This window comes from Bacillus sp. 522_BSPC (assembly GCF_001076885.1).
Classification (GTDB): Bacteria; Bacillota; Bacilli; order Bacillales; family Cytobacillaceae; genus Niallia; species Niallia hominis.
In genome coordinates, this window is sequence record NZ_JVDT01000160.1 from 1 (window position 1) to 14,626 (window position 14,626).

The window sequence follows — 14,626 nt, forward strand, 5'->3', positions numbered from 1 at the left end:
TAGAAAAACGTGCATCTTTTAAAGTGCTATGAATATTTCAGGTTGAAATAATATTATTGATTTATCCTGTTATCTTATTGGTACACTTTTTTCGTTATAATAAAGGGTATGTTGTCATATGATAAAAAGGGTCAATTTTGTGGTTTCAAGTAAGAGGAGGTTACAAATGAGTACAACAAAAATAAACATTTCACCAGTAGAAGGTACGTACATACGATTAATTTTAGCAATAGAAAATATGGATAAAGAGAAATTAGTAGATCTAGGCGATTCCTATTTACTGAAACTGAATAAGAAGAATAAAAGTGGCAATGAGCTATATTTTTCTATGCTTTTTAATAAGAAGCTAATAAATAAAGTTGGAAGAAGCACAAATCCAACTGTAACAATTACCAAAAACAAAAATCTTATTTCACTTGAGATTACAATCATGCTTGATTTAACAGAGCCAATAAAAGAAGAAAATTATTATTTTATAAAAAGAGAGTTTGCAACAACGCCTGCATTTGAAATTTCTTACAAAATGAATGAAGAATATTACGATAAGAAAATTTTGCAGCATCTAAATGGCGAAAATGTAGGCGAGAATAGTTCGGAAGTGTAATAAAAGGGTCAGTCTCCAGTGGATAAGGAGTCTGACCCTTTAAAATTTTGAAAAAGTCTTTAGACAGCAGTATTATGTAAAATTTTATTCTTTAATCAATCCTAGCCATTTTAACCCATTATAAATTCCGGAATCTGTTACAGAAGTTGTTTTATGTTTTGCATAAGAAAATAACATTTCATGAGCATTTCCCATTGCAAAGCCTTCCCCTACTACTTGCAACATTTCTTTATCGTTAAGACCATCTCCAAAGGCGATGGAGAATTCCTTCTCAATCCATAATCTTTTTAGAATCAGTGACACGGCAAATCCTTTATTGACTTTATCACTTATTACATCATAGGAATGTCTAAATCCATCGATATTTACTTGGGATAAATGAATATCAGGAAATTCTTCGTATAAGGCAATATCCTTTTCTTTTAAGTTCACAACTGTAATTCCAAGGATATTTTCTTTCTCATCAAGTGTAAATGTTCTATTTTGCTTAAGATGGAACTTCTTGCTAAATTGCTTCGTCATCTCCCCGTCAGGATGAGAAAGAAGGTTATGTGTATTTGTATATAAAATTAGTTCATTTCCTTTATCATTTGCAATTTCTAAGTATTTAGTTACTAAGTCAGGACTCATTGGTTGTCTAAATACGTCTTTACCATTATGTATAGCGTAAGCGCCATTGTAGCCAATGAATGATTTTATCGCAAGTGTTTCCCCTATATGAGATATTTCGTGTAATGGTCTTCCAGTAGCTAAGAAGACTTCTAATCCTTGTTCCTTCATTAACTGAACTGCTTTTTTGGTTGAGTCTTGAATCGTATCATCCGGTGTGAGGATCGTCCCATCAATATCAAGGAATAAAATTTTATAATTTGTAGACATCTTGACCTCCAATTAATACATACTAATACATTTCTTCACTACCATACTATCATATAAAATGACCAAAAGAAAAAGAGTAAGCAAATTTGAAAAAAGTTTGCTTACTCTTTAAAGAAATTTTACGTAGCTTTAATGATTTTGCATAAATAGTCTAATAAAATAAGATTACCAAATTTTCCACCACTGTCTCTTTTTTTCATGAGAGGCAGCTGTATGACGGAAGGTTTGCACTAATTCTTGAAAGTTTCTTTCTCTTTGTTTAATTTCTTTATCTATTTGTTCTCTTTCTAAACGAAGTGTTTCCATTAAATATTGATCATTTTCGTTTAGTTGTTCAACTGTTTTATTTAATTCTTCATTAGATTTTGAAAGGTTTTCAATCATTGATTTCATTTCTTTGGTAGAAGACACATTTGATGTCCATTGTTTAGAATATGTTTTTCTTTCTGCTTTTGATATTTGTGAAAGTTTTTTTATTTTAGAGCGAATTTCTTCATATTCTATCGCTGTTTTTTCTGTATTTGTATGTAATAGTTCTGAAAACTCCTCTAAATGTTCAGTCGTTGTTTCCTGTGTTTTGTTCACAGTATCTGTAATGTGATGAATGGCTTCTTCATTGCCTGCTTTTATTTCCTTTGTAATTGTTTCTAAAACTTCTTTTTTAATACCATTTCTGATTTCCCCTTTGACCTCTTCTAGAAAATCTTGTTTATAATTTTCCAAGGAGGATAGCAGCAATCGGAAGTTTTGTTCCGCTGTGTACGGATAATTCGATTCTAGTGTGTCGTTAGTATTTTTTTTAAGTACTTCAATCGAAGTATTTTCGTTTTGCTCTGCTTTATCTTCTTCTTTACTTTCTTCTTTTTTAGGTCGATTAATTAGCATCGTTAATGATTCCTTCACTTCTTTTGTTTTCCTTTTTTCTTTATATAAATTTTTGACTTCATGAAGTAAAGTAATTTCTTTTTCTGTATAAATACGTGCACCTGTTTTTGTTCTTGGTATCATGATTATTCCTTGTAAGTCCTTTTCCCATTGTTTTAACATTGTTGGGGTTGTCGTAAGTTTTTTTGATGCTTCCCTTATCGTATATGCCTTCATTTCTCTCTCTCCTTTGTAATTATCACCGTAATAGAACATCTCTACCGTAATATTTATAGAACTGTTAAGAAATTTCCTGCAACAAGACAAAAGCTATCAAAACTTCTAATTTGTTGACAATTTTCCCGATTTTTCTAATACAGGGAATCATTTTGTAGAATCCGATTGTGATTACTGTGTAGTTCTAACCTCATCTGTATAAACTAAAAGAATCGAAGGAAAGCTGGGAAAAAGGGGAGATAGCCAAATGAAAAAGAAATTATTATTTATTCTTTCCATCACACTTATCCTTTTTATGCAACTAAATGTTATCCAAATAGAAGCAATTAGTGAAACATTGAAGGAACCTACCGTTAAACTTCGTATATTAGAAACGACGGATATTCATTCTTATTTACTGGATTATAATTATGAGAAAAAAAAGAAAACGATTGAATATGGATATAATCGAGTGGCAAGTTTGATAACGCAAGCAAAAAAAGAACAAAGAAATACATTATTATTTGACGTAGGAGATGTTATAAAGGGAAGTCCATTGGCGGAGTTTGTTGCAAGTTCTCCGATGTTTTATTCGAACGACATTCATCCTGCATATAAAAGTATGAATTTATTGGGATATGATGCAGCAACAGTTGGAAATCATGAGTTTAATTATGGTCTTGATTTTCTTTTAAATACATTAAGGGGGGCAGATTTCCCATATACAAATGCGAATATATATGTAGATGATCGCAATGAGTATGAACAAGACGACATCCATTTTTTTCAACCATATTTACTACTGGATAAAGATGTAGTAAATGAAAATGGAGAAATGGAAAAGTTAAAGGTGGGAGTAATTGGACTTATTACGCCAATAACACAAGTTTGGGATAAGGAACATTTTGAAAATAGATTAATTATAAAGAATATGCGAAAAACAGCAGAAGAAATTGTACCTCAAATGAAAAAAAAAGGTGCTGATATAATAATTGCGTTAGTACATGCGGGATTGTATTCTGATCAGAATTATAGACCGAAATCAGGAAATAATGTTCGAGATATTAGTAAGGTGGAAGGAATTGATGTCATTCTTTATGGCCATACCCACGGCATCTTTCCGGTAAAGGGGGCAAAGGGGCCGAAAGGTGTGAATCATGATAAGGGATTAATCAATGGAAAACCAACTGTACAAGCAGGAAATTGGGGAAATCATTTAGGTATTATCGATTTAACACTTCAGAAGAAAAAAGATAAATGGATGATAAAGGAGTCCAAATCAACAGCAAAGCCGATTATCCGGATTATTAAAAAGAAAAAAATACCGATTGTGTCTCCGATGCCACAAATAGAATATATTCTGTCAAATTATCAGAAAGAAACATTGGAATATATGAATAGCAAGCAATTATTGAATCATTTAGAGTGAGAGGCTAAACATCCTTATACAAGCAATAAACTTGAAGACTAAAAAAGTCAGTTATAGTATGGAAGGAGATAAAGGAAGGGATGAGGGATTATGGGAAAAACTCTGAAAGATATAAAGTTCTCTGTACTTGATTTAGCACCAATAAAAGAAGGCAGTAATGCTACAGAAAGCTTTAAAAATAGTTTAGAGCTTGCTCGCCATGTTGAAAAATGGGGCTATAACCGGTATTGGGTTGCAGAACATCATAGCATGCCTGGAATAGCTAGCAGTGCAACATCAGTTTTGATTGGCTATATAGCTGGAGGAACAAGTAAAATAAGAGTTGGTTCTGGTGGTATCATGCTTCCGAATCATTCACCATTAGTTATTGCCGAACAATTTGGAACGTTAGAATCCATGTATCCTAATCGAATTGATTTAGGTTTAGGTAGGGCACCTGGAAGTGATCAGTTGACTGCAAGGGCTTTACGTCGTTATCCAAGTGATGGAAATGACTTTCCTGAATTAGTGGAGGAATTAAGTACGTACTTAAAATCACATGAGGAAACTAGATTGCCTGTAAGAGCAATTCCTGGAGAAGGATTGGCAATACCGATTTGGTTATTAGGATCCAGTGATTTTAGTGCGAGATTAGCAGGAAGTCTTGGTCTTCCATTTGCTTTTGCAAGCCATTTTTCACCAGATTATACAGTGCCTGCTCTCAATACCTATTATAATTCGTTTACACCGTCGGATAAATTGAAGCAACCTTATGCAATGGTGGGGGTAAATATTATTGCGGCAGACACAGATGAAAGGGCAGAATTTCTTGCAACTTCTTCACAACAGCAATTTTTAAGTCTAATTCGAAACAATCCGACCCAACTAAAGCCGCCGGTTCCAAATATGGAAGCACTGTGGACTACTTATGAAAAATCGATTGTACAGAAGCAACTTAAAGCTTCTATTATTGGTTCGGAGGAAACGGTCGCAAGAAAATTACAAGCGTTCTTAGATGAAACGCAAGCAGATGAAATGATAATAAATACCCAAGTCTATTCCCAAACAGATCGATTACGTTCCTATGAGATAGTAAAAAAAATAGTGATGTAATCATTGCCAACAAATACAAAAGGATATCATTTCATTTTGTACTTATTTTTGTGTATGATAAAGCTATAGGTTAATTGTATAGCTTTTGTAAAAAGTTGGAGGGAATTGCAGTGAAAACAACCATGAATTTGGTTAATAAAGATAAAATACAACAGATTTTAAAAGAAATGGTCGATTATGCATATGAAAATATAAAAGGAGAAGAGGTCTTGCTCTGCATGGAATGCTGTGATGTAGATTTATATGTTGCTGCAGACTCTTATGAACCTTTCATAGAAGCACTAAAAGAGAATTTTGAATTGGATGATTTAGGTGAAATTATCGATAGGGAAGCTTATCATCTATTAATGAGGGAACTGGATGAATATTACGTCGATTTACACGTGAAATCTGGCTATTATGATTACTTCCCAGCAGGGGTTTATGAAGTTAACGGAAGAGAAGAGGAATCAGAAACAAATATCCTTGCCCCTAAAGGCGTTTTTTTTGCACCTTTTGAAGATGCGGTAAATGAATAGTATATTTTTCGGTCAGGGTTCTAATGAAAGAGGATAATCCTGACCTTTTCACAAATATATTATTTCACAACGATGGAAGGATGTTTACGTCAATTGAATTAATCAACATTTTTCCAAGAGGAATGTTTTTCTAGCATTTTCTTTCTTTTTTCATTTTTATGAATGGAATTTGGCCAATTTAAAATTCCATCATCCTTATCAAATTCAATGATGATATCAGAAACTCCTTTTTCTGATAGTATTTGTTTCTCTATTCGCTGTCTTATTTTATCTACTTGTTCTACCGTTAATTTGCTATCAATTTCAATGCTTAGCTCTACATGAAAATCTTCCCCCTCTTTAAATACAGCAAGCCCTTGAATATCTCTTACATCTGGATCTTTCATAGCGATGTTGCCAATTACCCCCTGCATTTCTAAATCAGCTTCACCAATCGCACCTGCTGCATTATCTAAGAACACTCTTCCAACTACAATAAACATAAGTAATCCAATAACAATAGATACGATCCCTTCTGCTTGTTTAAAATTTGTATATTCCGTTACAACAACTGCGAGGATTGCTAATATTCCTCCGGCAGTTGCAACAGAATCTTCTAAAAAAACCAATTTTGTTGCCGGTTTTGCCGATTTTAAATAGGTAAAACTAGATGAATAAAGTTTCAAACCTCTTGTTTTTACCCCAGCATTTGTGACAATTTCTTTCATAGCCTTTGTTAACACAATAAACTCAAGAGATACAGATAGAGAAAGAACGCTGATAATAAGCAAAAAGGCGGTTGATTCCTGGGGGTTAATGACATGGTCGATGCCTTCTCTGACTGTTTCATATGCCATTATTCCGACGATAAGGACGGCAAATAATAAAACAATATTTACTAGTCTGCCAAATCCACCAGGAAACCGCTTGGTAGGGGCTTTTTTGCTTAATGCCGATCCAATAAATACAAAAAATTGATTGGCTGCATCGCCAAGGGAATGCATGGTTTCTGCAAACATAGCGACATTGCCAGATAAGAAAAATGCGACTCCTTTTAAGACGGAAATAATCGTATTTACGAGTGCAGCAAGGAGAGCAGATCGATTCCCATTCTTAAGTAAAATTATCAATTCCTTCATCGTAATATAGTACCCTTCTTCCTTACTATTAGTGCTATGGAATGGAAATAAAAAGAGAGCTTTCCAATAAATGGCCATCTTGCCTGTTAAAGATGGTTTTCATGTTTATGGAAAGCCTCGATGAGCTTCTGTATTCTTCTTTTTAGATATCTTTTATTCTGTATGTAAAAATGGGTAACAGAAGTCCCTTTTCGTAAGTCTATGGTGTTATTTACACGATCTTGAATATGTAGGTCTAAGAAGCAATCGTTCGGTTAACTATTAAGCTAATTCACTTTTTTCAACCGCACTGTTCCAATCAGGGAAATAATGTAGCGCATGGCGCATTAATTCTGGATGGCTTTGCTTTACCTTCTTTTTATTCATATTCATGCCATTTGAACGTAATTGTTGAATAGTCAACATTACTTCATCAGCAGTCATGCTAATATCCATTGACTTACCTCCTTTTTATTTTGTTCTTATTCTTTACCGCCATGAAGGAAAATATACGATATTTATATAAAAAAATTAATATATATTTCTCGGGAAAGCGCAAAATATGCTATTATTTAGACAAATAACGACTGTATTCTAGCTATTAGGTGAGAGGTTTTTTTCTTAAGAGAATGAGAGTAGGTGGAGATCGCTTAACCGTATAGGTACAATTGATTCAACTAATGGAAGTTTCATATATCAGAATAAACGGAATTATTGCCTAGTCGATCTCTTCCTTGTACGAATTGTGGTTCATTCGCTATAATTGAGTGGTGCAGGATGAACATAGAGGGACGTGATGAAAAAAGTGAAATGGAAAAAGCTACTAATGTTACAATTAGCTGCACTTATATTTTATTTTATCGGAGTTAATACAGTATCTGCCCATGCATATATTACTAATTCCACTCCTAATGAAAATGAAATATTAGAAACAGCACCGAAAAATGTTTACATAGAATTTAATGAAAAAATCCAAACTGGTTTTACGATATTAAATGTTTTAAACTCATCTGGAGAGAGAGTAGATCAGAAAAATGTTAAGATAGACCCCAAAACAGAGAAATCAATGACAGTAGATTTACAGCCAGATTTACCTAACGATATTTATACAGTTGAGTGGAGAGTAGTATCAGCAGATGGACATTCTGTTTCAGGAATGATTCCTTTTAGTATTGGAGAATTACCTGAGGGAACGGCTTTCCCAACACAACAAGAAAATGGAAATATGTTTACATTTATAAGTACAATGATAAATAAAGGCTTCCTTTATATCGGATTTTCTTTATATATGGGGATATTATTGTTCTATTTGATATGGTATAAGGGCAAGAAATTATCCAATAGTTTAATAAAAAGGACCCAAACTGTCTCGATTACAGCAATAGCATTACTAGCAATCAGTATTATCAGCTCCATTTTCATACAGACACAAAGCTATGCTGGTGGAGGTTTACTAGCATCCTTAAGCATCAGTAATTTGTTGGAAACCCTGAAAAGTACGAAAGAAGGGACCATCTGGATTCTGCAAACAATCTTGTTGGTTATCCTCTATTTGAGCCATCTTTACATTTGGAAAATGGAAACATACACAGACAGAAAGCGCCTGACTATCCCTGGATTAGCGTTTTTAGGCATAATGCTCTCAAAAGCATTTCTTGGTCATCCGTCTAGTTCTCCATATGAAACGGTGGCGATTTTGTTTGATTTTACTCATTTGGTCGCAGCTTCCATTTGGCTTGGTGGGATGCTTGTCATCCTTTTATTTTTAAGGGAAGGGATTTTTGCGAGTGAAGGAGAAGGACATGATTTATATTGGTCTAGTATGGAAAGATATTCGCTATGGGCCCTTTTCTCCGTTGCTGCACTCTGTATTTCTGGAGCAATAAACGCTTCTTTATTAATACCAGATTTTCATTCATTAGTTAGCACGACATACGGGAAAGTTTTGCTTATTAAGGTGGCTTTACTAGTGTTTATGCTAATTTTCGGAGCCTATCATTTAGTTAGCAGGCTTCTTTTAAAAAAGAAAGAGTTCTATAAAGTATCGATTAAAATAGAGATTACGCTTGGAATTTTGGTATTACTGGTAACAAGCGTTTTTACCCAAATCCAAACACCAACCTTGCCAATTGATTTGCCATTTTATGAGGAAGCAGAACTAGGGTATAATGAGAATATTAGCTTATCTATTACCCCTAAAAAAACAGGTGTTCAAAATCAATATGAAGTGTTTGTATTTGATAATAGTCGAAACCCGATTGATCCAATCGAACAAATTACGATAGGCTTAATCAATGGGGAAAATGAAACATCCTTTCCTTTAACAAAAGAGAAAGAGGGGCATTACTTTGCAGAAAATCTTCTATTGAATCAGCCAGGAAATTTGGAAGTAGAAATACATGTTTTAACAGATGAATTAGAATCGCTTGATTATTCCTTTAAAATGCAAGTTAGATAATGTTTGATGGTAGGAAAAATAGGGAATGGAATAATGGAATATTTCTCGGGAAACCGCAGAAATAGACAGGATTCTTGAGTATATGGTCGTAAAATGGCGAAACGGATAGGAAATTATCAGTTTTGGTAAAATGAGTGTCAGTTATATGTATTCCAGGCATAGACGAAGCCAAACAATTACACGATAAAATCGTAATTGTTTGGCTTTTTAATTGATTTTCATATTCGGCTTTTCAGTTTATCTATTTAGTTTTCTTTGGTCAAATTTTTGATGTGTAGAATCTGAATGAAAATGTACTTGCAGTGAGCTTTTCTTTATTACTGAATTATATAAGCGGTAACCGACTACTCCTGCGATAAAGGTAAGAATAACATCTTTTATAAGAGGGAAAGCCATCCAGGACCAAAGCAGTTGATAAGTAAACCCAGAAGGTGCCAAATACCATAATTTATATGCCATATACATCCAGCTTGTACCGATTATGTAATTGATTAATAAGCCAATAAATGCACTAAAAATAAAGTTTGGAATCGATTGTTTTTTCTCGGCAACTAAGCCAACAATAAAGGCAGTAAGAATAAAAGCTAAAATAAATCCAAAGGATGGTTTGGTTAAAATAATGAGTCCTCCAGATACTTCCGCAAATACAGGAATCCCGATAAGTCCAACGAGCATATAAACTACCATTGCAAAACTTCCTAGTCTTTTGCCTAGAAGTAGACCTGCAAGGATTGCAAAAAAGGTTTGAAGTGTAACAGGAACTCCTCCAATAACAAGAAAACTGGTTACATTGGCACCAACTGCCATAAAAGCAACAAATAATGCAATCATTGTAATATCTAAAGCTTTCCACGGTTTCAAAGTCGTCACTCCTTTTAATAATTTCCTAAAATAACTATACTTCTCTACTTTTTATATGTCAACTAATTTTTTAAAAAAGTTAACATATAAAAATACATAATTTTTTATAGAAAGTTCATACTAAATGTAGAATGAAAGGAGATGCATACATGAAAATATTAAAGTTTCCATTCATAAATATTTTATTAGTTGGTTTATTCCTTATGCAGATAAACATTCCAATCCATGCAGAAGCAGAAGGGCTACCTTCCTATGTTAAATGGGGAAGAATCGCCATGACAAAAGCACAAGAAAAATATCCTAATAGTGAAGTAACTGATTATCTGCATGTAGGCAAGGAAGATAAAAAGGGAACTTCTGTTGAAAAGTTTAAGCTTATTGTAAAAAATGATCAAAAAGAAATTGGTGTGTTTGTAAACTTAACCTTTGATACAAGAACCGAACGTTTGTTATCTGTCGACATGGAAGAAACCAAACCATAATTTTCAAAAAACTCTCTAAAGTAATTGGTTTTAGAGAGTTTTTTTGTTTTAATGGAATAAGGAGAAAGGGAGGGGAAGGTATGATCTTTGGAACTATCCAAAAAATTATGCGGTATCCGGTAAAATCCTTTACAGGGGAATATCTTTCAAAGGCAAAAATTATGTCATACGGAATTTATGGGGATAGAAGTCATGCATTTATTGATAAAACAAATAAGAACAAGCATTTAACCATTACGCAATTTCCTAAAATGGTTACATACAAAGCACAATTTTTAGGAGAAGAGTCGATAGAAGTTTTTCCTAAGCTAAAAGTGATAGCAAGTGATGGAGCAGAGTTTGATTGGAATGAAAAAGCATTAGTAGAAAGAATGGAAAAAGAAACAAATCGAACATTAGAGTCCATTACATATTCCCCAACCAATGTTCCAATCCCAGCGATTGAAGTAGACAATATTCTTCTTATCTCAACAGAAGCTCTTGCAGAATTATCTTCCTCATACGGTGAACCAATTGATGAGAGACGATTTAGGGGAAATATTATTTATGATCGAAAAGAGATGGGCATAAAAGAACAGGATATAATGGGGAAGCAAATTAAAATTGGTTCAGAAGTAATTCTCGAAATTAATCAATTCTGTGAAAGATGTATGATCATAACGGTTGATCCAATAACAGGAACAAGGCAGCCTCAGCTATTAAAGCAGATAGTGAAAGAAAGAAATAATCATTTCGGCATTTATGCTCGTGTTATTCAGACGGGAACCATCTATACTGGTGATCAAATGACCATTTTATAACACAAAATGCATTTCAAAACAAACTGTCCTAACATGTGAATGGCTCCTAATTAGTTAGCTCAACTACTTAGGAGTTTTTTTGATGTAATAATATGGATAGAAAGCACCTTTTTTTGAAAGCGATATCTCTCTTAATCAAACGTTTGATTAACACCAATGTTTAAAAATAGTATTGCCTACAACCAATATACTATGATATAGTTACCTAGGTAATTAATTTTAGATCGGAGAAAGATATGAACAAGACTCATGACTTATTCCATTCTATCCAACAGCTTGCTCGACAATTTACGAAGGAATTAAATATAGCGTTAGAGCCATTTGATATATATAGTTCAGAATGGGCAATTTTATATGTATTAAAAGAGAACGGTCCACTTGCCCAAAAAGAAATTGCTGAATATTTATCGATTGAAGCTCCACCTGTTACTCGTACAGTTAAAAAGCTCGTGGAAAAAAATTATGTTCTCCAAGTAAAAGGAGAAGACAGACGCACAAATAAAGTGTTTCTAACCGATATAGCAATACAAGAATACGCAAAATGGGAAGAGGCTGTTTTACAAGCAAACAAGGGCTTACTTGCACAATTACCAGCTGAATCATGGGAATATTTACATCAAATTATATTAGGCTGGTCCCATTCATTAGCAATCAAGGAGGAAAATAAGTGAAAAAAGAAGCATTATGGACAAGGGGATTTATCCAAATATGGGTAAGTAACTTTTTTTTATTTATGACATTTTATTTTTTATTAGTTTCATTACCAATTTATGCAATTCGCGAATTAAATCAAAAACAGTCTTCAGCTGGCCTAATTGTTACGGTTTTCATTATTACAGCTATTCTCATCCGGCCAATAGCTGGTAATTTAATGCAAAAGATTGGGAAAAAGGCCATTTTCCTAACATCTTTACTTATCTTCTTAAGTGCCTCCGTTTTTTATTTATTTACTGACTCTCTAAGCGGTTTACTATTTGTTCGTGCCTTACATGGTATTGGATTTGGGATGGCAACAACTGCAACAGGAACAATTGTTGCGGACATTCTGCCAAGCTCCAGAAGAGGAGAAGGCATGGGGTATTATTCCATGAGCATGAATTTAGCAATGGTTATCGGTCCATTTATTGGTCTTCAGGCAATTAATTCTTGGGGAACTTCCACTCTATTTATTCTAGCAATTATTTTTGCATTCTTTGCCATTTTAACAGGCGGATTTATGAAAATTGAACATGCGCCAGAAATGGAAATGTCAGAAATAGAGCATACAGAGAAGAAAGGCATTCGATTCAATCAAATTATTGAAAATACTGCAGTGAAAATTAGTATCGTAGCGGCAATATTCGGAATTGTATATTCGTCGATACTCTCCTTTGTATCTGTTTATGCAGAGGATAAAGGCTTTATTAGTGTTTCAGGTTATTTCTTTGTTGTATATGCAATCTTTATGCTAATGGCAAGACCTTTTGCTGGAAAATGGTTTGATCGCTATGGTGCAAATAAGATTGTATATCCTTGTATTGTTTTATTCTCCGCTGGAATGATTTTGCTTGGCATGGCTGAATCTGAATGGATGTTTTTACTTTCAGCAGCATTAATTGGGTTAGGATACGGATCTATGTTTCCTTGTCTTCAAACCATTGCCATTCAAAAAGCAGCACCACATAGAAGAGGACTTGCAACGGCAACGTTCTTATCTATTTTTGATATAGGGATTGGCTTCGGTTCTTATTTAGTTGGGATTATTGGGGATGCAATTGGCTTAAATGCATTTTATTCTTTTAGTAGTATCTATATTTTAATTGGTATTGCAGTTTATTACTATTTGCATGGGAAAACGATTAGAAAAGAAACGATTATTCCGAAAAAAGAGCAATTCAATACAGGTGCATAACAAAATAAGACTCTCCTAAAGAAATGGTAAAGTTTCTATAAGGAGAGTCTTATTTTTTGTATTAGTAGAAATAATGTATGCTTTATTTTAGATAGCTAGAGGCCATTCCTAATGATCTTTCATTTTCTATTTTTGAAAATAAAATCCGTTTTAATGGAGAATATGGTAGAATAGTCTAGTAAATATTGTAAAGAAGGAGTTCCGTAATCGAATGAGCGAGCCATTATTTTTTAATCCGGTTTTTAAAGATAGAATTTGGGGCGGTACAGCATTGCGTAGCTTTGGCTATGAAATACCGAGTGAATCAACAGGGGAATGCTGGGCATTTTCCGCACACCCTCATGGACAAAGTGTTGTCAAGAATGGACCATTAGCAGGGAAAAATTTAGAACAATTATGGGAAAATCATCGTGAGCTTTTTGGAAATATGGAAGGCGATCGTTTTCCTTTATTAACAAAAATATTAGATGCAAATCAAGACTTATCTGTACAGGTTCATCCAAATGATGACTATGCAAAGGTTCATGAAAATGGAGAACTTGGCAAAACAGAGTGCTGGTACATTATTGACTGTCAGGATGGGGCAGAAATTATTTTTGGCCATCATGCTAGAACAAAAGATGAATTAGCAGCAATGATTGCTGAAAATAGATGGGATGAGTTATTAAATAAAGTTCCTGTTAAAAAAGGTGATTTCTTCTTTGTGCCAAGTGGAACAATTCATGCTATTGGGGAAGGGATTATCATTCTTGAAACCCAACAAAATTCGGATACAACATATCGTGTTTATGACTATGATCGCCGGGATGCAGAAGGAAATACTCGGGAATTACATATTGAGCAATCGATCAATGTTACGACCGTTCCACATCAATTAGCAGCAACTTCTCCATCTGTTGAACAACAAGGGGATATAGAGATTACAAGCTTTGTTGAATGTGACTATTTTACAGTTGAAAAATGGTCACTCGATGGAAAGGCAACTAAAGAGCAAGATCAAGCTTTCCTATTATGCAGCGTAATAGAGGGAGATGGTTCTCTAACGAAGAGTGGAGAAGAATACGCATTCCAAAAAGGGGATCATTTCTTGCTTCCCAATAAATTTGGTGCATTTGAATTAAAGGGGAAAGCAGAGCTTATTGTTTCCTTTATTTAAACCGAAAGAGTGTCTCATTGGACACTCTTCTTTTCTATTAATTGTTAAATTTGCGCACACGATAAAAAATTTTCCCATTAAATACTATCGGTAATCGATAGACTGACACATCCCTATGGTGTGAAGGAAAACTCTCATTAATGGTTAGGTCATTTAATGTAAATAATCCCTCTGCACTTATTTACATATCAATTCGAACAGGGTTTCTTTTTTCAAATAGATAATAAGCACTAAACCCTGCATTTTTTGCTAGATTAAGCGCTTGGATGAATCCTTCAC

15 protein-coding genes are annotated in these 14,626 nt (G+C 33.9%); 10 read left to right on the plus strand and 5 right to left on the minus strand.

What is annotated here, in order from left to right; genetic code table 11:
* Nucleotides 1–166: 166 nt before the first annotated feature.
* Nucleotides 167–604, plus strand: a complete 438-nt coding sequence (locus ADJ83_RS13270; protein WP_031538686.1) for a hypothetical protein — start codon at nt 167–169, stop codon at nt 602–604.
* A gap of 84 nt (nt 605–688) precedes the next feature.
* Here ADJ83_RS13270 and ADJ83_RS13275 read toward each other — a convergent pair whose 3' ends face one another.
* Together ADJ83_RS13275 and ADJ83_RS13280 are read right to left on the minus strand one after the other, a co-directional pair.
* Nucleotides 689–1,483 (minus strand): HAD family hydrolase, encoded by a 795-nt coding sequence (locus ADJ83_RS13275; RefSeq protein WP_031538685.1) that lies wholly within the window; start codon nt 1,481–1,483, stop codon nt 689–691.
* A gap of 165 nt (nt 1,484–1,648) precedes the next feature.
* Complete coding sequence (locus tag ADJ83_RS13280) at nt 1,649–2,584, minus strand: MerR family transcriptional regulator (RefSeq protein ID WP_031538683.1); 936 nt, start codon at nt 2,582–2,584, stop codon at nt 1,649–1,651.
* Between the two features lie 247 nt (nt 2,585–2,831).
* Between ADJ83_RS13280 and ADJ83_RS13285 the strand changes: the two genes are divergently transcribed.
* The 3 genes from ADJ83_RS13285 to ADJ83_RS13295 all read left to right on the plus strand — a co-directional run bounded on the left by ADJ83_RS13285 (nt 2,832) and on the right by ADJ83_RS13295 (nt 5,602).
* Complete coding sequence (locus tag ADJ83_RS13285) at nt 2,832–3,992, plus strand: metallophosphoesterase (RefSeq protein WP_035416573.1); 1,161 nt, start codon at nt 2,832–2,834, stop codon at nt 3,990–3,992.
* Between the two features lie 90 nt (nt 3,993–4,082).
* The gene (locus ADJ83_RS13290; RefSeq protein WP_031538680.1) at nt 4,083–5,084 is read left to right on the plus strand and encodes an LLM class flavin-dependent oxidoreductase; all 1,002 of its coding nucleotides are present in this window, start codon (nt 4,083–4,085) and stop codon (nt 5,082–5,084) included.
* 110 nt (nt 5,085–5,194) lie between these two features.
* Nucleotides 5,195–5,602: a hypothetical protein gene (locus ADJ83_RS13295; protein WP_031538679.1), complete on the plus strand. Its 408-nt coding sequence runs from the start codon at nt 5,195–5,197 to the stop codon at nt 5,600–5,602.
* 98 nt (nt 5,603–5,700) lie between these two features.
* Here ADJ83_RS13295 and ADJ83_RS13300 read toward each other — a convergent pair whose 3' ends face one another.
* Both ADJ83_RS13300 and ADJ83_RS25845 read right to left on the minus strand, forming a co-directional pair.
* Entirely contained in the window at nt 5,701–6,720 is a 1,020-nt protein-coding gene (locus ADJ83_RS13300; RefSeq protein WP_031538677.1) for a cation diffusion facilitator family transporter, read from the minus strand.
* Nucleotides 6,721–6,981: 261 nt separating this feature from the next.
* The gene (locus tag ADJ83_RS25845) at nt 6,982–7,155 is read right to left on the minus strand and encodes a hypothetical protein (protein ID WP_192840946.1); all 174 of its coding nucleotides are present in this window, start codon (nt 7,153–7,155) and stop codon (nt 6,982–6,984) included.
* 340 nt (nt 7,156–7,495) lie between these two features.
* On the opposite strand from ADJ83_RS25845, the gene ADJ83_RS13305 reads away from it, so the two are divergent.
* Complete coding sequence (locus ADJ83_RS13305; protein ID WP_031538674.1) at nt 7,496–9,157, plus strand: copper resistance CopC/CopD family protein; 1,662 nt, start codon at nt 7,496–7,498, stop codon at nt 9,155–9,157.
* A 237-nt stretch (nt 9,158–9,394) separates the two neighbouring features.
* Here the strand turns inward: ADJ83_RS13305 and ADJ83_RS13310 are convergent, their stop codons facing one another.
* Entirely contained in the window at nt 9,395–10,018 is a 624-nt protein-coding gene (locus tag ADJ83_RS13310; protein WP_048717931.1) for a biotin transporter BioY, read from the minus strand.
* Between the two features lie 149 nt (nt 10,019–10,167).
* Between ADJ83_RS13310 and ADJ83_RS13315 the strand changes: the two genes are divergently transcribed.
* From ADJ83_RS13315 to manA, 5 genes are all read left to right on the plus strand, one after another.
* On the plus strand, nt 10,168–10,500 hold the full coding sequence (locus tag ADJ83_RS13315) for a DUF3889 domain-containing protein (protein ID WP_031538670.1): 333 nt from the start codon (nt 10,168–10,170) through the stop codon (nt 10,498–10,500).
* 80 nt (nt 10,501–10,580) lie between these two features.
* A complete protein-coding gene (locus tag ADJ83_RS13320) occupies nt 10,581–11,300 on the plus strand; it encodes an MOSC domain-containing protein (RefSeq protein WP_031538668.1) in 720 nt (239 codons plus the stop codon).
* A gap of 236 nt (nt 11,301–11,536) precedes the next feature.
* A complete protein-coding gene (locus tag ADJ83_RS13325; protein ID WP_031538666.1) occupies nt 11,537–11,971 on the plus strand; it encodes a MarR family winged helix-turn-helix transcriptional regulator in 435 nt (144 codons plus the stop codon).
* On the plus strand, nt 11,968–13,191 hold the full coding sequence (locus tag ADJ83_RS13330) for an MFS transporter (RefSeq protein ID WP_031538665.1): 1,224 nt from the start codon (nt 11,968–11,970) through the stop codon (nt 13,189–13,191). Before ADJ83_RS13325 ends, ADJ83_RS13330 begins: the two co-directional genes overlap by 4 nt.
* Before the next feature lie 211 nt (nt 13,192–13,402).
* The gene (gene manA / locus ADJ83_RS13335) at nt 13,403–14,347 is read left to right on the plus strand and encodes a mannose-6-phosphate isomerase, class I (protein ID WP_031538662.1); all 945 of its coding nucleotides are present in this window, start codon (nt 13,403–13,405) and stop codon (nt 14,345–14,347) included.
* The last annotated feature ends 279 nt before the right edge of the window (nt 14,348–14,626 follow it).